This is a genomic window from Clostridium sp. JNZ X4-2, from assembly GCF_054889485.1.
Window position 1 is genome coordinate 3532962 of sequence record NZ_CM142685.1, and the last position, 20895, is coordinate 3553856.

Genomic DNA, 20895 nt, shown 5'->3' on the forward strand with positions numbered 1-20895 from the left:
ATCATTTTATATATGAAATGCTATTTCATATGTTAAATACATTATATGAATCTTTTCTTTCCTTGTCAATGATATTTTAATTATGATGGAAATTGAAGCTGCTCATATTAAATTTATACTATAAATTTCTTATCTTTCATTTCCAGATTGAAATCCTTAATGGCCTCAACATTACCTGAATATATTTTACATATATGTCTTAATGATAAGTTTGCCACTTTACCATGCTCCCTTTCTATTAATACCATTCCTTAAATAAACTTTTTAAGTATATTGGGGTAATTTGTTATGATACCATCTACTCCTAAATCTATAAGCTTTTTCATATCATTTCTTCTATTCACCGTATAAGTGTTTATGAGTATACCGCTTTTTTTGATATTCTGAACTATTTTTGCATCCATAACCAATGAAAAAAGTGGATGAAGTGCATCAGCTCCCATTTTTTTCGCATATTCTTCCGGTTTATAAATAGCTGATCCATATAATAGTCCTGTTTTTATGCTGCTGTCATAATGTTTAACTTTCTGCATAGACTGATGGTTGAAAGAAGATATTATAATATTTTCTTTTAATCCATATTCATATATTTTATCTATAGTATTTTTTTCCAAGTTGTCATAGTAAATAATATCATTTTTAAGTTCAAGATTTAAAAACAGATCCCTATCCTTCACATAACTTAACAATTCATCCAAACTGGGAATCTTTTCTCCTTCTCCGGCGCTAAATTTCCTTATTTCTTCATAAGTATAGTTCTTTATAAACCCACTTCCATCTGTAGTTCTGTCTATAGTTTCATCATGACATATAACTATAATACCGTCTTTTGTTACATGCAGATCCGTTTCTATTCCATCTGCACCTGCCTCTGCTGCCTTTTTAAAAGACAGCATTGTATTCTCAGGATACAATCCACTAAAACCCCTGTGCGCAATATTCAAAGTTTTAATCATACTTCTAATCGCCTCTTTATTCTTATATATTATTTCTTATTATACTGATTATATTTTTATATAGTCGAATTTATGCTGTCCACTGAATATCCATTTTTTCACATAACATTTAAAGAACTAGATAAAAATTTACTATCTTAAATATTCTTACAAGTATTGCCTTCACAGCAAATTAGTAGTATACTAAAGTAAAATTTAATAAAAGTTACAGGGGGACTAATATAGTTGAGAAGGATTAAAAGCCTGACCCTTAGAACCTGTCAGTTAATACTGTCGTAGGAAGTCAAAACATCATTCTGATATTGAAATCAAGCTGTTTTAAATCTATACGATTGAAACAGCTTTTTTATACTGTTATTAATAAACAAAATAAATAGCAATACATAACTTTTATGCAAATTTAAAAAGCATGAAAAGGGGTACACCACCGCGGGCGTATTTACTTTTCATGCTTTTTTTATTTATAAATAATATCTAGGAGGATTGATAAAATGAATGCAAGTGTAGCAATTCAGGTACTGCCAAAAGTGGAGGATAAAGATCTGATCCCTATTGTGGACAAAGTTATTGACTATATCAGGAGTACAGGGTTGAACATATTTGTGGGCCCTTTTGAAACCACAATTGAAGGGGATTATGACCAGCTTATGGATATAGTAAAAAAGTGCCAGATCATCTGTATAGAACAGGGAGCACCAAGTGTAATGTCCTATGTTAAAATAAGCTACAACCCAGAAGGTGTCTGGAGTATTGAGAAAAAAACCAAAAAGCATCACCCTGAAATGAATGGAGGCAGGTAAAGAAAATGAAAAAATCCATTATCAAAAAGGAAGTTTTTACAGCCCTGCTGGCAAGTATATCCTACGTACTCAGCACCTTTGTATCCTTTCCAAGAATGGCTCCATTTCAACACTTTGCGAATGTCATAGGTGCAGTTTTTCTGGGGCCCCTGTGGGGATTCAACTGTGCCCTTATGACAGGTCTTATGAGAATGATATTGAACGGAAGTACAATTTTGGCGGTGATAGGAGCTGTAGTAGGGGCATTTCTTTCAGGACTGCTGTATAAAAAGTTTCATAAATTCATCTGGGCAGTAGTAGGAGAAGTAATTGGAACGGGAATCTTAAGTGCAATTATTTCATATCCATTTATGAGAGCATTTTACGGGCTTCCAAAAACTTCAATTTTCACTTATATACCTTTTTTCATTCCAGCATCCCTAATGGGAGCAACTCTTGGGTATATACTTCTAAAGGCACTCGATAAATCAAAAGTGCTTGTATATTTAAAGTCTCTTGTAAATAACTAAACAAGCTTTTTTAGTATGGACGTCCATAAAACTAGCTTAAATTCAGCTAGTTTTATGGATGTGCAACTATTTTATTTCATCAGCTCTTTTGATATATGGCAGTAACCGCCTGGATTTTTTTCAAGATACTTCTGATGATATTCTTCAGCATCATAAAAATTTTTAAGAGGAAGAATTTCTGTCACAATTTTTTCCTTGTAATTTTTCTGCTGACTTTGTGTGGATTTCTCTATAATATTCACATCATTGTCATCTATATAATAGATTCCGCTCCTGTATTGATTTCCCCTGTCATTTCCCTGCCTATCCACAAGAGTAGGATCTACTATCTTCCAATACATTTCAAGCAATTCTTCAAGTCCCACAATTTCAGGATCATATTCTAAGAAACAGGCTTCCGCAAATCCCATGATTCCACTGCATACTTCCTCATAGGTGGGGCTTTCTCCCCTTCCGTTGGCATAGCCCACTTTTGTATTCAGGATTCCTTTTTTACCATCAAAATATGCCTGAACTCCCCAGAAACATCCTCCTGCAAATACAATATTTTTCATAAGTCATATCCCCTTTGTAATTGATCATATGATTACTTCTGTATTATTCTTAATTTCTCCAATTTTATTCATAATATTTCTTGCATCATTGATATATACACTCCAACCTAAAATTGCCTTGTACATAATTCATATGATATAATCCATTTTATACTCTTTGTTTTTTTAAACAATATAAACGTTATATATAAAAATTATAAATACTGAAAGGTGATTTGATTTGTCAAAAAATTTTTTTTCCAGGGTTTACGCTGTAGTTTCCAAAATACCACAAGGTAAAGTTACCACTTACGGTCAGATAGCCTTGATGCTGGGAGAGCCCAGAAGTGCCAGAATAGTTGGATGGGCCATGACAAAGGCTCCTAAAAACCTCCACCTTCCCTGTCACAGGGTTGTGAACAAATCCGGCAAACTGTCACCGGATTATGTGTTTGGAAGTTCCGATGTACAGAGATGCCTTTTGGATTCGGAGGGAATTATCTTTAAAAGTGATGGGAGCATAGATATGGGAAAATATTTGTGGAGTGGTAAAAGTTAAAATATATCTTTATACAAGATTACATCACTGCCTTAATAACACCACAAGCTAACCTTTTACCAGATGCTCCAGAAGGTTGAGTTTTATAATCATCCGGGCTTTCATGTATAATCAGGGACTTTCCAATAATCTGAGAAACATTGAATTTATTTGTAAAAAAGGTCATTCTGGAATAACCATTATTAGAAAAGAGAACAGGAAAATCTCCTGCATGATTGCCATGGGGCTGGTTAGTTGGATTCCAATGTTCTCCAGCAGGATTGAACGGTTCCACAGGATCACCTACAGCACATGTACCATTCTGATGTATATGGAATCCATGAGGTCCAATTTGAGGATTTCCATCCATGGCAGGTCTGTACGGGGGTAATCCACTGACCTCTGCAGAGACCTCAGTTCCTCCACGTACTTGAGTAAAGGTAACAGTACCTCTTATGCCAGGGGCCAGAGGGCCTCCCACTATATGAGCTACAGCCTTTCTGGCAGGGACATTCATATCATTTCTATATCCGCAGTCATTATAATTTAGAAAAGGGCATTCATATTGATCAAAATACATAATATCCTCCAAATTAAGCACTTCAATTTATCTTATGTAAAACTTTTAAAATAGTTACAAGAAAGTCAATAATTTATATCATAATAATAATGATCTTGAAAGAAAAAACACTTCATATTTCGAGGTAATCATATAAAGTGCCATATCATAAGGAAATTTTTCTTTTTCATCACAAGCTGAATTAGAGTATTTTGAACAGGATTGGACCTGGGAAGGACAAAACACAAACACCCATTGATATTATACCCCCCAACTGCCCTTCTCTTCCCTTTTTCGGGGAATTTTTATTGACAATAACAATGGTTTAAAAAATTTATAAATAACGTGACGCATCATATTTTTATAATACCTTATTGTGGTTTCTCTTAAATTTTTAACTCTACAATATAAAATAAATTCTTCAAAACTTTTTTGAAATGTTTTATCTTGCTTAATTTTATTTAACTCAATTCTCTCTTTTCTCATAAAAAAATTGCTCACTTATTTACCATATTTTAGATAGTAAACAAGTGAGTGATTTTCGCATTGCAATATTTCAAAATGCCTGCAAACCCTTCATATATCTTTTCTTGGTGCTCCCAAGAGGAGTCGAACCTCCGACCTACTGATTACGAATCAGTTGCTCTACCAACTGAGCTATAGGAGCAAATGTACATTATTATTTTAATACAAATCCTGATTATAATCAAATATAAATTAATTTATTTTATAATATTGTTGTCCATAAATAACTATCAAGATAATAAGTCATTATAAATAATCTTTATAATGGCTTATTATCCTATTCCTGATGAATTACATCAAGATTTCCAAACTTACTGAACTGCCCCATCCATGCCAGTTTTACAGTGCCTGTAGGACCATTTCTCTGTTTTGAAATAATACATTCAGCTATATTTTTTTCTTCTGTTTCTTTATTATAGTACTCATCTCTATATAAAAACATAACTATGTCTGCATCTTGTTCTATTGAACCAGACTCCCTTAAATCTGAAAGCATGGGCCTATGATCTGTCCTTGCTTCAGGGGCACGTGATAATTGAGATAATGCAATAACCGGACATTGCATCTCCTTGGCAAGAGCTTTAATTGATCTTGATATTTCCGATACTTCCTGTTGTCTATTTTCTGAACTTCTTCCCCCACTCATAAGTTGAAGATAGTCCACAACTATGATGTCTATACCCTGTTCTATTTTCAATCTCCTGCACTTGGATCTCATTTCCATAATTGATATACCCGCTGTATCATCTATAAATATCTTCGACGCAGCCAGAGGTCCTGAAACCCTGGCTATATTTTCCCAATCCTTATCTTCTAGATTTCCAGTTCTAAGCTTTAGCATATCTATATGAGCCTCCGAACATAATAATTTATATGCCAGTTGCTCTTTTGACATCTCAAGAGAAAATATAGCTACCTTTTTTCCTTCTCTTAAAGCTGCATATTCCGCTATGTTCAATGCAAAAGTTGTTTTACCCATAGAAGGTCTTGCTGCCACCAAAACCATGTCTCCCTTTTGAAAACCGGAAGTTTTAGCATCCAGTTCCCTAAATCCTGAAGCTATCCCTGTAGTCTCTCCCTTATTATTAAATAATCTTTCTATTTCTAAAAATCCTCTTTCAAGCACAGCATTCATGGATTCAAAATCTGAAGTCTTCATATTATTGGATAAATCAAATATAGATTTTTCAGCCATATCTATAGTTTTTTCTACATCATCCTGAGCATTGTAACTTTCTTCTATTATTTTCGTAGAAGCTTTAATAAGCTTTCTAAGCGTAGATTTATCCTTTATAATTTTTATATAAGATTGCAAATTAACTGTGGACACGATGGACCCACTTAGTTCACTTATATAGGTTATTCCGCCTGCGGCCTCAAGTTTAGATTTTGATTTCAAATTTTCTGTTAATGTGATTATATCTACAGCTGTATCTTTTCTATATAGATCAAGTATGGATTCAAATATAACTTTATGGGTATCTTTGTAAAAATCCTCAATTTTTAAAACCTGTATACATTCAACTATGGCAGTTTTATCAATGAGCATAGAACCAATTACACTTTGTTCAGCTTCTATATTATGGGGTATGCTTTTAAAAGGTATATCCATGGAAATTTCACTCCTCAGATTTTAATAATAAGTAAATTTATTTAACTCTCTAATACCCATAATATCTACTTGAATATTATTTTTATAAGTTCTTCAATATTGGATATGGCTTTGACCTTTATATCCTCCATATCCGCAGGTACTTCTTTTAAATTTTCTTCAGGCACCAATATAGTTTTTATTCCATTTCTTTTTGCACCATAAATCTTTTCAAAAATACCTCCTACAGGTTTTATATTACCCCTTAAGGATATTTCTCCTGTCACAGCTACATCCTGTCTTAAAGGTTTATCCAAAAGAGAGCTTATAATACATGCCGTAATGGCAGCTCCTGCTGAAGGGCCATCAATTTTTCCTCCTCCTATTATATTTACATGGATATCGTAATCACCTATATCTTTATCAGTGACCTTTCTTATGACTGAAGCGGCATTAAACACTGAATCCTTTGCCATACTCCCTGCCGTATCATTGAACCTTACAATTCCCTTTCCACTTTCTTTAGCCTTAAACACCACTGATTCTATTTCTATAGTAGAACCTACATACCCCATTACACCTAATCCATAAATATGTCCTACTTCATATTTTTTCTTTGAAGTCACTTCTTCAAAGGAAACAAGTCTGCTTATGGATATAACTTTTTTTAAATCATCTACTGAAATACTGATTTCATCTTTTAAGTCCCTGACTCCACTGTTATAAAGTACATAACCATAGGCATCAGATAATATGTTAACGGCTTTCCTTCCTTCAATGGTATATTTACTTATGAGCTCGGATACACCATCTTCAATTTCTATATGGAGCTTTACAGCTGCATTTTCTACTATTCTTTTTATATCTTTTGCAGAAAGAGGTTCAAAATAAACTTCAGTACATCTGGATCTGAGAGCAGGATTTATCTCACTTGGATCCTTAGTTGTAGCTCCTATAAGCAAAAAATCTGCCGGAGCCCCCTTTTCAAATAAATATTTTATATACTTGGGAATATTTTCATCATCAGGATCGTAATATGAAGATGAAAATTCAACTCTCTTATCTTCCAGTACTTTTAAAAGCTTGTTTTGAAGCATTTCATCCAGTTCCCCTATTTCATCAATAAAAAGCACTCCTCCGTGGGCTTCTGTAACAAGCCCCAATTTGGGCTCTGGTACTCCACCTTCTGCCAAGTCCCTTTTTGTACCCTGATATATAGGATCATGTACAGAACCTAGAAGGGGATTTGTAATTTCTCTAGGATCCCACCTTAAAGTACTACCGTCCACTTCTACAAATTTGGCATCCTTGCTAAAAGGTGTAAACTTCAACTTTTTAGCTTCTTCCAGTGCAATTCTAGCGGCTGTAGTCTTACCCACTCCTGGTGGTCCATATAAAATTATATGCTGTGGATATGGTGATGCTGTTTTTGAGAGTATTGACTTTATGGCTCTTTCCTGACCTACAATTTCTTCAAAGGTTTCAGGTCTTAAAAGTTCCTGGATATTTTTACTAAATACTTTGGAATCCAATACCTCCAGCTTTGCATATTTCTTTAAGGTCTTTGCATTTTCAGGTCCCTTTTGCTTTTTTATAATCCTAAGCCTGATGTCATCCATATATTTATCCTGACGTTCTGTAAGATTTTTTTCAACTTCTTTTTCAATGCTATTTCTAACATATCTTTCTGCCAGTACTTCTGCAATCCAATTATTAGTATTTTCCAGTGCATCATGTACATCTGATTGATCTGGTACAATTTCTATGCCTTTTCCATCACTTACTATTTTATTTAAAGCATATAGCCTTTCAAATGAATTTTTACTGTTTATATAATTCTGAAGCTTATATTTCACTATTCTGGATTTTATAGTACCCTCATCTATCATTTTCTTTAGTAAATTATTCAATACTTTTATTTGGGTATCTATAGGTATAGAATTATTAAGCTCTTTATTTAATCCATCAACAAATTGTAGTTTCACAGACTTTCCTCCTTATTTTTCTCCAATAACTACCTTTATTTTAGTGGATATTTCAGGATATAATTTGATTTCTACATAATAGATGCCAAGTTGTCTTATATTATTGATTACTATTTTTTTCTTGTCTACATCTATATTAAATTTCTTCTTAAGTTCATCTGAAATATCTTTACCAGTTATAGAGCCAAATAGTCTACCATTTTCCCCTGACTTAACAGTTAAATTTATCTCTTTTCCCTTCAAGCTTTCAGCAAGTTTTTGTGCTGTTTCTACCTCTGAAAGTTTCTGTTTTCTTTCTGCTTCTTTTTTATTGTTCCATATATGAAGATTCACTTCATTTGCCTCTTCTGCAAGTCCTTTAGGTATTAAATAATTTCTTGCATATCCATCTGAGGCTTTTACTACTTCTCCTTCTTTTCCTAAGGATTTTACATTTTTCAACAATATAATTTTCATTTAATCTTCACTCTCCTCAACATATTTCTTTATGGCATTTTTTAATTTTTCCAAGGCTTCATCTATAGTTACAGATTCTAATTTTGTTCCTGCCATAGTCATATGACCACCACCCCCTAAGGCTTCAAGTATAATCTGTACATTTATATCGCCTAGAGATCTTCCACTGATAAATACTTCATCTTTTATTTTAACAAAAACAAAAGATGCTTGAATACCTGTAATATTTAGCAGTTCATCTGCCGCCTGAGCAGTCAATAACATGTTTCCTATCTTTTCAGGACACACTGCTATAGCAATGTTATTATATATTTTAACTGATTTTATAATTTCAGCTCTTTTCAAGTAGGTATCCAGATCATCAGAAAAAAATTTTTTTACATCTATAGTATCCGCTCCCAATCTTCTTAAAAATGATGCGGCCTCAAAAGTTCTCACTCCAGTTTTAAAATAAAAGTTTTTAGTATCCACACATATTCCTGCAAGAAGAGCTTCTGCTTCTATTACCTTTATTTTCGGTTTTTCTATCATATAAGGTAACATCTCAGTAATCAGCTCAGAAGTAGATGAGGCATATGGTTCAATATAATTCAGAAGAGAATCTTTTATAAAATCTGGGGCTTTTCTATGATGATCAATTACAGCCATTCTATTAAACTTCCTGACTAAATCCATGTTTTGTACATATCCTTCACTATAAACATCTACAATTATGAGAAGGCTATTTTCATTTATCTTATCTTCACAATCCTTACTGTGCACAAAAACATTATGGTACTCTTCTTCCTCCTTTATTTTATCTAATATAATCTTTATACTTTCATTGCTATTATCCAGTATTATAAAACATTCTTTATCCAATTGGCTGACTACACTATGGAGTCCAACTGATGCACCCAGACAATCTATATCGGGGTTGATATGTCCCATAATAAATATATTACTGCTGTCTTTTATTATATCTACAAGTGCCTGCGCTATTACCCTTGCCTTGACTTTAGTTCTTTTCTCCACTTCCTTAGTTTTTCCTCCATAAAACAATAACTTATCCTTACTTTTCACTACCGCTTGATCTCCACCTCTTCCCAGTGCCAATTCTTTAGCTGACACTGCAAATTCCTCATTTTGCTGAGGAGTTTCTCCACCTCTTCCCACACCAATACTCAGTGTTACTGAAAGCCTGTTTCCCATGTTTATTTCTCTTACAGTATCAAGTATCTCAAATCTTTTTTCCATTTCCTTTTCTATATATTTATTCTGTATGCAGAACACATACTTATTTGATTCATATTTTCTTACCATGGAATTTAAACTTTGAGCATAAATATTTATAGTTCTCTCTATTTCAGCTATTATAAGAGGTTTATCATCCTCTTCCATAGTTTTTATAACATCGTCAAAATTGTCAACCTCCATAAGCATTATTGTACTTTTATTTGCATTTATGGACGTCATAATATCATATGAATTTGTCACATCATAAAAATATAATATCATAATTTTATCTTTGGAGTTTTCAGAAGTATCAACTATATTAGAATATATATCATAATGTTTATCCTTAATCTTTATGTATCTAAATATGTTTTCCCTTCCGTTGGCAGCCTGTTTAACATTAAAATCTCTGGCTATATTTTTAATATTTTGACCTAATATATCTTTTCCCTTCAATATAAATGAAAAATTCTGATTATACCAGAGTACATCACCAGTCATTTTTATTATAACAAGAGGAAATGGCAATTTTACAAGAGTACTTCTAGTAGCTATGTCGAGTTTAGATGAAAAATTTTCTATGAATTCTTTCCATTTGTCTTTTCTGGATCTGGTATTCTTTATATTATAGATCACAAGAAATACATATAGACAAGTAGCTATAATTCCTATAATTCTATTTCCATATAGTATTAACATTAAAATAAGCACTGCAATTATTACCATGTATACTTTACTACTATTTATAAAGTAATTGTACTTATTATCCATTGAATAAGCCCCCAGTTACTGTTTTTTTAATTTTTTATAAGGGTCAAGCTTTCTAAAATCAAATATCATATCTATAAATCCTGCTAAAACATAAAATAATGATAAACTGGATAAAGCCGTCAATACTATAACGATAGCAGTAACTTTTTTAGACATTTTAAATTTTTTCATTAGATAGTATGTTATCAGTGCTAATCCATCTATAAAAAAGATAAGCTGTAATATAAGCTCTGAAGAGGTAATCATATATTGTCCAATAGCCATATTTTTCCTGTTAAGCAATATTCCTATAACAAGCATTAATCCCCCTAAAGTACCCAATCTGGTATTCATATACCATTGATTAAAAGGTTTAATCTCATTAACTTCATATTTTAACTTTATAAGTATGGCTCTGGTTATTATGTAATTTAGATATGATAAAATAAATGATACAATTATTATTCCCGCAGGAATAAGTTTCATAATATATTCTGGTGTAAATACCTTCACCATATTTTCCACGGAAGCAAGTTGACCGCTGGATACACCGGCTTTTTCATACATACTTTTGCTTAAATTCATCGATTGCTTAAAAGTTTCCACCATGTTACTGACAAATCCATATAATCCTCCTTTACTCATGAGCGTTACATAGACAACCAGATAAAAGATCATTCCCAGGGCCATTGATATAGATAAAAATATTATGGTGGTCCCAAATTCTTTTTTGTTTTTTATACAATACCCCAAAGTCATTCCCGTTAATCCTATGGACACTGTTAAAGATAATGCAGCTATAGGATTATAAAGCATTGATATCAATATACCACTTGCTATGATAGAAATCAAAGTAACCTTATAATTTTGTTTAATATACAATACTGTTATAGGTACTGGCAATACGAAATTAGCAAATACGGAAAATACAGGTACATATATACTTATGAGCATTATTACTACTGTAAGTGCTGTGGTCAAACTAGCTTCAATTAGAGCTTTTGTATCATACATCTTTTTTTGCATTTTTACCTCCGTTAATCCTTTTCTTTAAGATGATTATATAATTTACTTAAATCTTTTCCCTGCTGTTCTATTTTATCTTCTTCAATTATACCAATTTTTAATTTCTTTTTCATGGTTTCATCTACTGCTGTATGAGAATACCCCAGTCTTTCTGCAAGTAAATATAAAATTATTATTGCCCCGGAAATACAATCCAGTATAGATTCCTGCGCTACATTACTTCCTTTTGTAAGCAATTTAAAAAAATCTCCTATTATACACAAAAGGTCTGCTTTTAAATCTTCTATTATCTTAACATTATACATTATGTTAAAATTCTCCTTATTCATACAATCGCCCCCCAACCTCTGATTCCATTTTAGCTTCTTTACTATTCTTATACAATAAATTCTATTCTATAATTCTAACTTATGTATAATAATATTATACATAAGTTAGAATATAATATTAAGCTAAAATAGTAATTTAAAAATTATTATTTATTTAAATATAAAAAAGTGAAGAATAAACATTCTTCACTTTTTAAACCTATTCTGTTGTAAAAGGCAACAGCGCTATGTTCCTAGCTCTTTTTATAGCTTCAGTAAGCTCTCTTTGATGTTTTGCACAGTTTCCAGAAATTCTTCTTGGAAGAATTTTTCCTCTCTCTGTAACATATTTTCTCAATTTATTTATATCTTTATAATCTATAAACTCAGATTTATCCGCACAAAAAGCACAAACTTTTCTTTTGGATCTTCTCATTTTTCCAGAGCTTTTTCTTCCGCCTTCTCTATTTGCCATAAGCTTATCCCTCCTTACTTTTAAAATGGGATATCCCCATCATCAACCGGTGTAATATCCTCTCCATAAATCTCTTCATTAAAACCTTTATTTTTACCTGAACCTGCAGATGAACTTTCATTTAAATTCTCATTATGTGAGTTTCTTGCAGTTTTTTCTCCCCATTCAAGAAATTGAACTTCTTCTGCAATAACTTCAGTAACATATTTTCTACTACCGTCTTTAGCTTCATAACTTCTAGTTTGGATTCTACCGCTAATTCCTATAAGTTTTCCTTTACTCATATAGTTCGCCGTAGATTCAGCCTGTTTTCCCCACACAACAATGGGAATAAAATCTGCCTCTCTCTGTCCATCTTTAGAAAACCTTCTATCAACGGCTATAGTAAAGGTGGTAACTGCTTTACCCATTCCTGGTGTAAATCTCAGTTCTGGATCTTTAGTTAATCTTCCAATTAAAACAACTTTATTCAATTAAAACACCACCTATTTTTCATCCTTTACTATTATATGTCTTATAACTGTATCTGTAATTCTAAACACTCTATCTAATTCTTTTGGCAATTCAGAATTGCCATTAAAACTTATTAAGGTATAATATCCTTCGTTAATCTTATTTATTTCATAGGCAAGTTTTCTCTTACCCCAAACATCAACGTTTTCTATTACTCCTCCACCATTTTCTATTACACCTTTGAACTTTTCTACATTAGATTTAAAAGCTTCTTCATCTAATGATGGATGTAATATAAATATAGTTTCGTATTTTTTCATTGATTCCACCTCCTCCCTCTGGACTAATGGCTGTAACTTTCACAGCAGGGACTACAATTTCTTATTTTACCACTCATGAAATATAAAATCAATCAATTTATATTTGACTTTCACGGAGTTTTTGTATCAGCATCATTCTGTTTAATAATTTTTTTTACATTCTTGGAAAATTTATTTCTTGGCAGCATTACTATCCTTCCACATCCACAGCATTTAATTTTTATATCAGCTCCAAGCCTTATTATCTGCCATTCATTACTTCCACAGGGATGACCCTTCTTCATTTCTACTATATCACCCATATAAAAAACCTTTTCCATACTTTATCCCTCCTTTAATAATTTTATTGATAAACAAGGAGTTTTTACATTTTTTGATTTCAGCATTTCTCCAATTTCCTTCCTAAGCTTCATTTCCATATTCCATTGTGTCATTGGTTTAGTTTTACCGGATATTCTGATTGTTACCTTATCATCTTCTATATTTGTAATACCCTGGACAATAGGCCCTTCTGTAATAGCATTATTTTCTTCCTTAAACTTATTACATAAATTGGAAATTAATTTCATAACCTCACTAATATTTTCATCATAAGAAATATCTGTATCTACAATAATTCTTATATTTCCCCTGGAATGATTAGTAACTTTTGTAATAAGTCCGTTGGGAATTATATGTAAATCTCCATTAAAGTCCCTTATTTTTGTAATTCTAAGCTCTATGCTTTCCACAACACCACTTTTATCATCTATATTAATGTAGTCTCCAACTGAAAATTGATCCTCAAACAGTATAAAAAAACCATTGATAACATCCTTTATGAAGCTTTGGGCACCAAAACCAATTGCCACCCCTCCTATCCCCGCAAAAGTCAAACCGGTAGCACCTGCCTTTGGCGATATCACTGTGATTATAGTAAATATTCCTAAAAAATATACTGAATATCTCAATATACTTTTTAAAACAGCTCCAACTGTCTTAGCCTTTTTATCATTCAATGAAATCCTAAAATCCTTCTGTCTGGAAACATACTTGGTTATAATTCTGCTTCCCAACTTAATAACTAAATACATAATTATCAATATAAATATTATTTTAAAGATTACTTCCACAAGATTAAAAATACTTTCCTTATATATGGATATTCTTCCTATTTTAATAACATCATTTTCTACAACAATCTTCAAAAAAGAAAAAATACTACTTCCCAACATATCTTACCTCCAAAACTACAACTGCGTATATCCTGTATCAGTTCTTTTATAGATATTTTTAATAATTAATTGTCCTTGTTTAACTAATTGTAATATCATTTCTATATATTCAGCATCAATTCTTATACTTATTCCACAACTCTTAGTAATAACCGCTGGAGTTGGCATTACATTAACTTTTATACCTTTTTCTTTTAAAAGTTTTTCACCATTTATTGCTCCATGAGTATTTTTAAATGTTATTATATAATATTCCCTCATAATCATAAAACAGTTCTAATAAGACTGTAACCTCCTGTAAAATTTTACTATTATTATATACAACAATAATTTATTAGTTTATAATTATTATATAGGTAATCTACTATTTTATATTTATTATAGCAGAAATATCACTACAAGTTTATAAAATATTTTATAAGATGTTTATAATTATTTTACAAAACCCCTTCTAATTTACAATTATTTTTGTATGCAATTAATAACCAGCGAATAAATAAAAAAAGGAGTTGTTATTACTACTGTGAAAGAACTGATAAACAAAATGGATAAATTTCTTTTATTTTTTATAATTTATACAATAATTTTTTTATTATTTTTTGGCACTCTTAACTACACATTACCTTTTATTCTAGCTTTAATATGTGCTTTGATACTCAGAAAGCCCACTTTATTTATTATAAGAAAGCTTAAAATAAAGAATGGCATTGCTTCCTTAATTACAACCACGGTATTTTTTTCAGTAATATTGATTGTTCTATCTTTTGGTATAATAGTATTAACTCAAGAAGCTATTCAATTTGGAAAGAACATACAGGTATATATATCCGGCAACTCCTCTAATATAGAGAACTCTTTATATAGGCTTCAAAAATATTATAATAATTTAGATCCATATATAATAAATTCTATTGAAAAAAACTTTGCAGGATTTATTAATAAAGCATCGAATCTGGCAGTAAGTTTTTCTGGTAAGTTAGTAAGTTATCTGGTGAATTTAGTAGCCACAATACCATATTTATTAATGGTGATACTTTTTACACTATTAACCACGTATTTTTTCACAAAAGACATGACTTCATCCAAAATGAACATATCCAATCTTCTGCCTGATAATAAAACTACTAAAGTGTTAAGAATATATAATGAAAGTAAAAAAATGCTGGGAAATTATTTATTATCATATATGATTATTATCTCTCTTACCTTTATAGAGACCTTGCTGGTATTTTCAATATTTAAAATTAAATATGCTTTAATACTAAGCAGTATCTGTGCTATAGCAGATATACTTCCCATTATAGGAATTGGAATTATATATATCCCTCTTGCTCTTATTTATTTATTTGCAACCAATAACTACGTTATTTGCATCGGACTAATTATATCTTATCTTTTAGTATCAATTATACGACAAATTATTGAACCTAAAATAGTATCCTCCTCTCTAGGTATACATCCTGTAGCAGTCTTAGCATCTTTATTTATTGGATTAAAAATCAATGGACTTTTAGGAGTAATATTCTGTATATCATTAGTTATTTTTTTTAACATATTTAGAAAATTAGATATGTTGTAGGATTTTAAGTCAAAACATATAATTACATGTATAAATAACCTCCTTATGGTAATAACTACATTATAGGAGGTTTTATTATGATTAAAAAAACGGTAATAGATCCATCATCTTCAAGTTCAATATTTACTTTAAGAGATGTCATAAGCAATGAAATATATCCTGTTATGAGATCTGGGAAAACCATAATAATACTCTGCATAGGTACAGACAGATCTACTGGAGACAGTTTAGGACCTATAGTGGGAGATAAATTGAAATTTTTAATACGAAATAAGGTTGAATTATACGGTAATTTACAGTATCCAGTACATGCAAAAAATATTACAGATGTTATAAATGAAATACATTCTAAATATAATAATCCATTTATTATAGCAATTGATGCCTGTCTAGGTGCAACACAAAATGTCGGTAAAATAATAATAGAAACCAAACCGCTTCATCCTGGATCTGCTATGAATAAATCTCTTCCACAGGTAGGAGATTTAAGTATTACAGGTATTGTAAATATATGTGGTGCTATGGAATTTATGGTGCTGCAAAATACCAGGCTATTTACTGTCATGCAGCTTGCTGACACAATCTCCAGAGGAGTATATCATTCCATATTGAAAACTGTTGGAGGAAAAAATTCAAATAACCTTCTCCAAAATATAGAAGCTTAATGTCTTAAAAAGCTCTATCTTTAAGTATATATTCTATTTCTTCTATATTTTTTCTTCCTAAATCTATTATTAAAGTATCTTTATTTTTTATATGTAAATTTGCAAGTCCATTATCTTTTAACTTACAAATTATAGCATCATATTTTGTATCTTCACTGTCATTTATTATTTTATATCCTCTTTTTTGTAATTCATTTCCTATATAATTTAAATCACTTGGAATATATATTTTCATATAAAAAACCTCCTTAGAAAATAATTTTCCCTTAAGGAGTTTTTTTTATGTAAACAACATTATATTCTTTTATTTATACATTCTTCTAAAACCTGCTTCTCTTCTTGAGATAATTCATATCTGGACATTCCACTGTCTATAGGCTTTGCATAAGTGGTGCTTTCATCTCTTCCATATATTCCAGTAATTATTACGCCATCATTTTTTTCGTCCAACAATGCAATTGAAAAACTCAAGTCACTGCCTACATCTTCAAAAGCCCTATATCTTATAATTGATATTTTCTGAATACAGTATTTTATCCTTAAACTTAAGTTATCATATAATTTTTTAATATCTTCAGATCCCTTTTTAACATTATCTACATTATCCAGATATTTTATAATAAGTTCTTCTAAGTTTTTATTATTTGAACCTCGCATAAGCCTTTTATATCTTTTTTCCAATCTATTTAATGATTTAAAAATTATTACATTCATAATTATCAGTATTATTGCCACTACAAATAAGCCAATTACAACATACAGCTGTAAACTATTTATTAAATTAATGATATTTTGCATATTTTTCTCCCTTCCCATTATATAAATGTTTCACGTGAAACATTAAAAACCTATTAAATTTCTAGTATGTCCAATATTCTCTGTAAATCTTCCTGAGAATAATATTCTATTTCTATTTTTCCTTTATTTTTTTTATCCATCAGCAAAACTTTAGTCCCAAACAAATTTTCCAATTTTTCTTTTATATCTAAATAGTAAATATTTTGCTTCTTAATAACCTTTTCTTTAGGTGTTTCACTAGAACCTAAATTTTTAATAATTTTTTCTATATCTCTCACTGTTAAATCCTTATCTACTATCTCTTCAGCTAATTTATACTGCATTTCTCCATTTTCTATTCTCAAAAGTGCTCTTCCGTGTCCTTCACTTATGACTCCATCTATAAGATATCTTTGAACTCTGTCATCCAGATTCAAAAGTCTCATACAATTTGAAATTGCAGTTCTGGATTTTCCTATTTTACTACTTAATTCTTCTTGAGTTAAATTAAAGTCATCAATTAATTTTCTATAAGCTAAGGCCTCTTCTATAGGATTTAAATCCTGTCTCTGTATATTTTCTATAAGAGAAATTTCTAAAACCTCACCACCTGACAAATTCATTATAATGGCAGGTACCTCTTTAATACCAATAAGTTTAGCAGCTCTCCATCTTCTCTCACCTGCTACTATGCTATATGTATCATCTCCAATTTTATTAAGTATAAGTGGTTGTATTATACCATGCTCTTTTATTGATTGAGAAAGCTGTATAATCTTATCTTTGTCGAAATTTTTTCTAGGCTGCTCTCTATTGGCTTCTATGAAATCAATATTAATATAATTTATGCTGCCTTCACCTTTTTCTACATTTTGAAAAGTATTATCAGGTATTAATGCTTTAAGCCCCTTACCTAATCCATATTTTTTACTCAAACTCTTGTCACTCCTCCTGCCTATGTAGAAACTCCTTAGTCAATAGTTCATAGGCTTCTGCACCTTTACATTTATCATCATAAAGCATTACAGGCAGTCCAAAACTTGGAGCCTCTGCCAGCCTTATATTCCTGGGTATAGTAGTTTCATATACCTCATCTTTAAAAAACTTCTTTACTTCTGAAACTACTTGAGTGGACAAATTAGTCCTCATATCACACATACTCATAATTACTCCTTCTACCTTTAGACCACTATTTAATGATTTTCTAACCAATTGTATGGTATTTATTAGTTGTCCAACTCCTTCTAATGCATAAAACTCACATTGAATAGGAATAATCACACTATGAGATGCCGTAAGTGCATTTATAGTCAATAAACCTAATGATGGAGGGCAATCTATAAATATGAAATCAAACTTCTGTTTTAAATTTTTTAATTTATTCTTTAGTATATTTTCCCTGCTTCTTCTATCTATAAGTTCTATCTCAGCTCCAGCTAATTCCATAGTAGAAGGAATTATATAAAAATTATCTATTAGTTCACACTTTTTTATAATTTCATCCATATCAGCCTCTGAAGCTAATATATCATATATAGAACCTTCCACAGTCCTTTTGTCAATCCCCAATCCGCTGGTGGTATTACCCTGTGGATCAATATCTATATCCAATACCTTATATCCCTGCATAGCTAAGTATGCACTTAAATTAATACATGTAGTAGTTTTTCCTACTCCACCCTTTTGATTAAATATTGATATTACTTTTATCTTAATCACCCCCTTGACTTACTTTTACCTTATTTTTAATTATATATTTTTATTCAAAATAATAAAAGAGTTTTCATATAAATTTAATTTAAAAATAAAGTACTTTCAAACAACATAAAATAACCGTACACCATTTTAATTCAGACATACGGTCTAATAATCTTCATTATTCAATTAAACTTAATCTTCAGATACTAAATGTTTCACATGAAACATCTTACTTTTTAGGAATAGTAATTATTATCTGTATTTCTTCATCAAGATCCTGAGAAGTATAATTTGCATTTAGGCCATATTTGTCAAATATTTGTTTAACTGTATTTATATAAACTTTAGGAGAAAATATACCCTTTATTTTTTTTGTTTTACTTTTTTTTGCCTTACTGCTTATAATTTTATCTAATTCCCTGTTGATAAGCTCTTCTGTCTTTTTTACATTTAAATTTTTTTTAACTACATCTTTTAATACTTTTTTCTGAAGTTCTACTGTTGGAAGTTTTAACAACGCTCTTGCGTGTCTTTCAGTCAAACCCTTGTCCAATAATACATTTTTAACTTCCTTATCCAATTTAAGTAATCGAATCTTATTTGCAATAGTAGATTGTTTCTTTCCTATAACTTCGGCTAATTTTTCTTGAGTATATGAATGATCCTTTATTAAATTATAATATGCCTCTGCTTCTTCTAAAAAATTAAGATCCTCTCTCTGTAAATTCTCCAAAAGTGCTATTGCCGCAGATTCTTTATCACTTATATCTACTATTATTACAGGTACTTCACTTAACCCCGCCTTTTTTGCCGCTCTAAGTCTTCTCTCCCCAGCAACCAACTCATATTTATTTTCACCTAATTTTCTCACTGACAAAGGCTGAATTACTCCATATACATTTATAGATTGAGCTAATCCTTCTAAACTCTCTTCATCAAAATGTTTTCTTGGCTGATATACATTAGGTAAAATTAAATCTACAGGTATATAATTAACATTTTTTTGCATATTTAACCATCCCTCTTATGTTTCCTATTATTAACATTTCTTTATTTTTTTATAAAATCCTGCTAACTTATATAAATTTCGTATGACAAATTGCTACATTTATTTTAATGGTTTCTTAGAAACCATTCCCGGCTTCCTTGGATACGCTTTGGGAGTTTCTTTAATCTTTTTTATTATGACTAAATTGTGATTAAAATTATTATTTTCTACTTTTATTATATCTTCTATTTCACCACCCAAAATATTAATTGCATTTCTACTCTCTTTTATTTCATCTTCTACTGCAGGACCTTTCATAGCTATAAAATAACCACCTATTTTTACATATGGAATACAAAATTCACTTAAAACTGTTAAATTTGCCACTGCCCTTGATACAGCTGCATCAAACTTTTGTCTATATTCCAATTCTTTAGAAAAATCCTCTGCTCTTCCATGTATACAATTTACATTATTCAATTCAAGACTCAATACAACTTGATTTAAAAAATTTATTCTTTTATTTAATGAATCCAAAAGTGTGATTTTTTTTTCTTCATCAACTATCTTTATGGGAATACCCGGGAATCCAGCCCCTGTTCCTATATCAATAATATTTGAAATGTCTTTTATAGGTGAGAACTTAAATATTTCTATAGAATCTATAAAATGCTTTTTTACAATATCTTCATCCTCAACTATTGCAGTAAGATTTATTTTATTATTCCATGATTTAAGTATATCCTTATATTTCATAAACTTATTATACTTTTCTTCATTAAAACTCAACCCAACATCATTACACGCTGCATTCATACTCTCAAAATACTTCATAATATTTCTCCAAACTTATTATTATTTTAACAACTATCAAGTAATTCCTGGTTTCAGATGGAGTTTTCTCATAAGAAACACCTTTTTATCCTGAACCATATTAACAGTATTCTTAGTGTCTTTAGCGCTCAAAATACATTA

27 protein-coding genes, 1 tRNA gene and 1 riboswitch are annotated in these 20895 nt (G+C 30.7%); of the genes, 5 read left to right on the forward strand and 23 right to left on the reverse strand.

Annotated features, from left to right (window positions below; translation table 11 throughout):
• Positions 1-251 precede the first annotated feature (251 nt).
• Entirely contained in the window at positions 252-956 is a 705-nt protein-coding gene (locus tag ACYUJ6_RS17060; protein WP_461843866.1) for a glycerophosphodiester phosphodiesterase, read from the reverse strand.
• A gap of 199 nt (positions 957-1155) precedes the next feature.
• Positions 1156-1255, forward strand: a riboswitch (TPP riboswitch).
• Between the two features lie 192 nt (positions 1256-1447).
• Here ACYUJ6_RS17060 and ACYUJ6_RS17065 point away from each other — a divergent pair.
• Together ACYUJ6_RS17065 and thiW are read left to right on the forward strand one after the other, a co-directional pair.
• Positions 1448-1756 (forward strand): thiamine-binding protein, encoded by a 309-nt coding sequence (locus ACYUJ6_RS17065; protein ID WP_461843867.1) that lies wholly within the window; start codon positions 1448-1450, stop codon positions 1754-1756.
• Between the two features lie 5 nt (positions 1757-1761).
• Positions 1762-2265 carry an energy coupling factor transporter S component ThiW gene (gene thiW / locus ACYUJ6_RS17070; protein WP_461843868.1) on the forward strand — a complete coding sequence of 168 codons (504 nt, stop codon included), beginning with the start codon at positions 1762-1764 and terminating at the stop codon, positions 2263-2265.
• 71 nt (positions 2266-2336) lie between these two features.
• On the opposite strand, the gene msrA is transcribed toward thiW, so the two are convergent.
• Positions 2337-2819 carry a peptide-methionine (S)-S-oxide reductase MsrA gene (msrA, locus tag ACYUJ6_RS17075; protein ID WP_461843869.1) on the reverse strand — a complete coding sequence of 161 codons (483 nt, stop codon included), beginning with the start codon at positions 2817-2819 and terminating at the stop codon, positions 2337-2339.
• Positions 2820-3039: 220 nt separating this feature from the next.
• Here msrA and ACYUJ6_RS17080 point away from each other — a divergent pair, with 220 nt between their 5' ends.
• Entirely contained in the window at positions 3040-3357 is a 318-nt protein-coding gene (locus ACYUJ6_RS17080) for an MGMT family protein (protein WP_461843870.1), read from the forward strand.
• A gap of 19 nt (positions 3358-3376) precedes the next feature.
• Here ACYUJ6_RS17080 and ACYUJ6_RS17085 read toward each other — a convergent pair whose 3' ends face one another.
• The 15 genes from ACYUJ6_RS17085 to ACYUJ6_RS17155 form a co-directional block, all read right to left on the reverse strand.
• Positions 3377-3916, reverse strand: a complete 540-nt coding sequence (locus tag ACYUJ6_RS17085; protein ID WP_461843871.1) for a superoxide dismutase family protein — start codon at positions 3914-3916, stop codon at positions 3377-3379.
• Between the two features lie 240 nt (positions 3917-4156).
• The gene (locus ACYUJ6_RS17090; RefSeq protein ID WP_461843872.1) at positions 4157-4381 is read right to left on the reverse strand and encodes a hypothetical protein; all 225 of its coding nucleotides are present in this window, start codon (positions 4379-4381) and stop codon (positions 4157-4159) included.
• A 105-nt stretch (positions 4382-4486) separates the two neighbouring features.
• Positions 4487-4562: transfer RNA gene (locus ACYUJ6_RS17095), tRNA-Thr, on the reverse strand.
• A gap of 135 nt (positions 4563-4697) precedes the next feature.
• Positions 4698-6032, reverse strand: a complete 1335-nt coding sequence (locus tag ACYUJ6_RS17100; protein ID WP_461843873.1) for a replicative DNA helicase — start codon at positions 6030-6032, stop codon at positions 4698-4700.
• Positions 6033-6097: 65 nt separating this feature from the next.
• Positions 6098-7996 (reverse strand): Lon family ATP-dependent protease, encoded by a 1899-nt coding sequence (gene lonC, locus ACYUJ6_RS17105; RefSeq protein ID WP_461843874.1) that lies wholly within the window; start codon positions 7994-7996, stop codon positions 6098-6100.
• 12 nt (positions 7997-8008) lie between these two features.
• A complete protein-coding gene (gene rplI / locus ACYUJ6_RS17110) occupies positions 8009-8452 on the reverse strand; it encodes a 50S ribosomal protein L9 (RefSeq protein WP_461843875.1) in 444 nt (147 codons plus the stop codon).
• Positions 8453-10438 carry a DHH family phosphoesterase gene (locus tag ACYUJ6_RS17115; RefSeq protein ID WP_461843876.1) on the reverse strand — a complete coding sequence of 662 codons (1986 nt, stop codon included), beginning with the start codon at positions 10436-10438 and terminating at the stop codon, positions 8453-8455.
• Between the two features lie 15 nt (positions 10439-10453).
• A complete protein-coding gene (locus ACYUJ6_RS17120) occupies positions 10454-11443 on the reverse strand; it encodes a YybS family protein (RefSeq protein ID WP_461843877.1) in 990 nt (329 codons plus the stop codon).
• Between the two features lie 11 nt (positions 11444-11454).
• Positions 11455-11772 (reverse strand): MazG-like family protein, encoded by a 318-nt coding sequence (locus tag ACYUJ6_RS17125; protein ID WP_461843878.1) that lies wholly within the window; start codon positions 11770-11772, stop codon positions 11455-11457.
• Between the two features lie 199 nt (positions 11773-11971).
• A complete protein-coding gene (gene rpsR / locus ACYUJ6_RS17130) occupies positions 11972-12226 on the reverse strand; it encodes a 30S ribosomal protein S18 (RefSeq protein WP_369704637.1) in 255 nt (84 codons plus the stop codon).
• Positions 12227-12246: 20 nt separating this feature from the next.
• Positions 12247-12699: a single-stranded DNA-binding protein gene (locus ACYUJ6_RS17135; protein ID WP_461843879.1), complete on the reverse strand. Its 453-nt coding sequence runs from the start codon at positions 12697-12699 to the stop codon at positions 12247-12249.
• Between the two features lie 12 nt (positions 12700-12711).
• Entirely contained in the window at positions 12712-12999 is a 288-nt protein-coding gene (rpsF, locus tag ACYUJ6_RS17140; RefSeq protein ID WP_461843880.1) for a 30S ribosomal protein S6, read from the reverse strand.
• Positions 13000-13109: 110 nt separating this feature from the next.
• Positions 13110-13319, reverse strand: coding sequence for a DUF951 domain-containing protein (locus ACYUJ6_RS17145; protein ID WP_461843881.1), 210 nt, complete (start codon positions 13317-13319; stop codon positions 13110-13112).
• A 3-nt stretch (positions 13320-13322) separates the two neighbouring features.
• Entirely contained in the window at positions 13323-14213 is an 891-nt protein-coding gene (locus ACYUJ6_RS17150; RefSeq protein ID WP_461843882.1) for a mechanosensitive ion channel family protein, read from the reverse strand.
• A gap of 15 nt (positions 14214-14228) precedes the next feature.
• Complete coding sequence (locus tag ACYUJ6_RS17155; protein ID WP_461843883.1) at positions 14229-14474, reverse strand: DUF3343 domain-containing protein; 246 nt, start codon at positions 14472-14474, stop codon at positions 14229-14231.
• Positions 14475-14736: 262 nt separating this feature from the next.
• Here ACYUJ6_RS17155 and ytvI point away from each other — a divergent pair, with 262 nt between their 5' ends.
• The gene (gene ytvI / locus ACYUJ6_RS17160) at positions 14737-15792 is read left to right on the forward strand and encodes a sporulation integral membrane protein YtvI (RefSeq protein ID WP_461843884.1); all 1056 of its coding nucleotides are present in this window, start codon (positions 14737-14739) and stop codon (positions 15790-15792) included.
• Between the two features lie 77 nt (positions 15793-15869).
• Positions 15870-16457, forward strand: coding sequence for a spore protease YyaC (yyaC, locus tag ACYUJ6_RS17165; protein ID WP_461843885.1), 588 nt, complete (start codon positions 15870-15872; stop codon positions 16455-16457).
• Positions 16458-16461: 4 nt separating this feature from the next.
• Here the strand turns inward: yyaC and ACYUJ6_RS17170 are convergent, their stop codons facing one another.
• From ACYUJ6_RS17170 to rsmG, 6 genes are all read right to left on the reverse strand, one after another.
• Positions 16462-16692: a YkuS family protein gene (locus ACYUJ6_RS17170; RefSeq protein ID WP_461843886.1), complete on the reverse strand. Its 231-nt coding sequence runs from the start codon at positions 16690-16692 to the stop codon at positions 16462-16464.
• Between the two features lie 59 nt (positions 16693-16751).
• A complete protein-coding gene (locus ACYUJ6_RS17175) occupies positions 16752-17255 on the reverse strand; it encodes a DUF4446 family protein (protein WP_461843887.1) in 504 nt (167 codons plus the stop codon).
• Positions 17256-17308: 53 nt separating this feature from the next.
• Positions 17309-18169, reverse strand: coding sequence for a ParB/RepB/Spo0J family partition protein (locus ACYUJ6_RS17180; protein WP_461843888.1), 861 nt, complete (start codon positions 18167-18169; stop codon positions 17309-17311).
• A 7-nt stretch (positions 18170-18176) separates the two neighbouring features.
• The gene (locus tag ACYUJ6_RS17185) at positions 18177-18944 is read right to left on the reverse strand and encodes a ParA family protein (protein WP_461845531.1); all 768 of its coding nucleotides are present in this window, start codon (positions 18942-18944) and stop codon (positions 18177-18179) included.
• A gap of 217 nt (positions 18945-19161) precedes the next feature.
• Positions 19162-19941: a nucleoid occlusion protein gene (gene noc / locus ACYUJ6_RS17190; RefSeq protein ID WP_461843889.1), complete on the reverse strand. Its 780-nt coding sequence runs from the start codon at positions 19939-19941 to the stop codon at positions 19162-19164.
• A gap of 99 nt (positions 19942-20040) precedes the next feature.
• Positions 20041-20754, reverse strand: coding sequence for a 16S rRNA (guanine(527)-N(7))-methyltransferase RsmG (gene rsmG, locus ACYUJ6_RS17195; RefSeq protein ID WP_461843890.1), 714 nt, complete (start codon positions 20752-20754; stop codon positions 20041-20043).
• Positions 20755-20895: the final 141 nt, after the last annotated feature.

Coding starts and splice junctions, on each gene's coding strand:
- ACYUJ6_RS17170 (WP_461843886.1), bottom strand. CDS start 16,692: ATGAAAATATATATTCCAAGTGATTTAAATTATATAGGAAATGAATTA.
- ACYUJ6_RS17125 (WP_461843878.1), bottom strand. CDS start 11,772: ATGAATAAGGAGAATTTTAACATAATGTATAATGTTAAGATAATAGAA.
- ACYUJ6_RS17145 (WP_461843881.1), bottom strand. CDS start 13,319: ATGGAAAAGGTTTTTTATATGGGTGATATAGTAGAAATGAAGAAGGGT.
- ACYUJ6_RS17115 (WP_461843876.1), bottom strand. CDS start 10,438: ATGGATAATAAGTACAATTACTTTATAAATAGTAGTAAAGTATACATG.
- ACYUJ6_RS17065 (WP_461843867.1), top strand. CDS start 1,448: ATGAATGCAAGTGTAGCAATTCAGGTACTGCCAAAAGTGGAGGATAAA.
- ACYUJ6_RS17150 (WP_461843882.1), bottom strand. CDS start 14,213: ATGTTGGGAAGTAGTATTTTTTCTTTTTTGAAGATTGTTGTAGAAAAT.
- ACYUJ6_RS17175 (WP_461843887.1), bottom strand. CDS start 17,255: ATGCAAAATATCATTAATTTAATAAATAGTTTACAGCTGTATGTTGTA.
- ACYUJ6_RS17060 (WP_461843866.1), bottom strand. CDS start 956: ATGATTAAAACTTTGAATATTGCGCACAGGGGTTTTAGTGGATTGTAT.
- ACYUJ6_RS17090 (WP_461843872.1), bottom strand. CDS start 4,381: ATGAGAAAAGAGAGAATTGAGTTAAATAAAATTAAGCAAGATAAAACA.
- ACYUJ6_RS17155 (WP_461843883.1), bottom strand. CDS start 14,474: ATGAGGGAATATTATATAATAACATTTAAAAATACTCATGGAGCAATA.
- yyaC (WP_461843885.1), top strand. CDS start 15,870: ATGATTAAAAAAACGGTAATAGATCCATCATCTTCAAGTTCAATATTT.
- rsmG (WP_461843890.1), bottom strand. CDS start 20,754: ATGAAGTATTTTGAGAGTATGAATGCAGCGTGTAATGATGTTGGGTTG.
- thiW (WP_461843868.1), top strand. CDS start 1,762: ATGAAAAAATCCATTATCAAAAAGGAAGTTTTTACAGCCCTGCTGGCA.
- rpsR (WP_369704637.1), bottom strand. CDS start 12,226: ATGGCAAATAGAGAAGGCGGAAGAAAAAGCTCTGGAAAAATGAGAAGA.
- ACYUJ6_RS17120 (WP_461843877.1), bottom strand. CDS start 11,443: ATGCAAAAAAAGATGTATGATACAAAAGCTCTAATTGAAGCTAGTTTG.
- ACYUJ6_RS17085 (WP_461843871.1), bottom strand. CDS start 3,916: ATGTATTTTGATCAATATGAATGCCCTTTTCTAAATTATAATGACTGC.
- rplI (WP_461843875.1), bottom strand. CDS start 8,452: ATGAAAATTATATTGTTGAAAAATGTAAAATCCTTAGGAAAAGAAGGA.
- rpsF (WP_461843880.1), bottom strand. CDS start 12,999: ATGAAAAAATACGAAACTATATTTATATTACATCCATCATTAGATGAA.
- msrA (WP_461843869.1), bottom strand. CDS start 2,819: ATGAAAAATATTGTATTTGCAGGAGGATGTTTCTGGGGAGTTCAGGCA.
- ACYUJ6_RS17100 (WP_461843873.1), bottom strand. CDS start 6,032: ATGGATATACCTTTTAAAAGCATACCCCATAATATAGAAGCTGAACAA.
- noc (WP_461843889.1), bottom strand. CDS start 19,941: ATGCAAAAAAATGTTAATTATATACCTGTAGATTTAATTTTACCTAAT.